The organism is Halorubrum sp. Atlit-26R, assembly GCF_003666015.1.
Taxonomy (GTDB): domain Archaea; phylum Halobacteriota; class Halobacteria; order Halobacteriales; family Haloferacaceae; genus Halorubrum.
This window is the reverse complement of the sequence record NZ_QPLT01000315.1, coordinates 1-571: the sequence shown is the minus strand read 5'-3', so window position 1 is coordinate 571 and position 571 is coordinate 1. Positions and strand designations below refer to the sequence as shown.

The 571-nt window shown below is 42.0% G+C and carries 1 protein-coding gene; it reads left to right on the top strand.

Annotated elements, in window-relative coordinates; all coding sequences use genetic code 11:
* Positions 1-164: 164 nt before the first annotated feature.
* The coding region (locus DVK07_RS24010; protein ID WP_233565570.1) for a hypothetical protein at positions 165-571 on the top strand (407 nt) is incomplete at its 3' end.

Below are 571 nucleotides of genomic sequence, written 5' to 3'. Positions count from 1 at the left end.
ATTGTGTCTTGATTATTATACGTGGGTATGACTACAGAAACTAATTCGTTGCTCATTATGAGTAGCACATAATCGCCATCGGATATGGGTTACTGTTCTTTATTCACTTATTACACAAGAATTCAAATCAACGTTGATAAAGCCCAGAGGATAGGAGAAAGACTATGTCTGAGTACATAGGACTTCCCACCTTAGACGTTCGAGAAACAGCTGGTACTGCGACTGTAACTCAGTTCACTTATGATTTATTGTCTGAGAATGACTATGAACCCTATATTTTATTCAACTCGATTCCATGGGATGAATGCCTCACGATTAAAGATTTTATGAAAGGAAATCGGGAAGTCAACTCTCAGGAGGGAACATATAATGGAATGAAGGGCGTTAGAATTAGCCGGGTCTTTCCTGAACTGGCTGTCACAAACTATCTTCTGAACGATCGGAGGTGGCAGCAAGCACTTGAAAATACACATAAAAATCTAGTCGTCGGCGGAACCTGTCTCCAAGGGCTCCCGTTAGCACGGAATGATATCCCGTTCGGGTGTTGGATCGGAACCACGTTACGAGATCA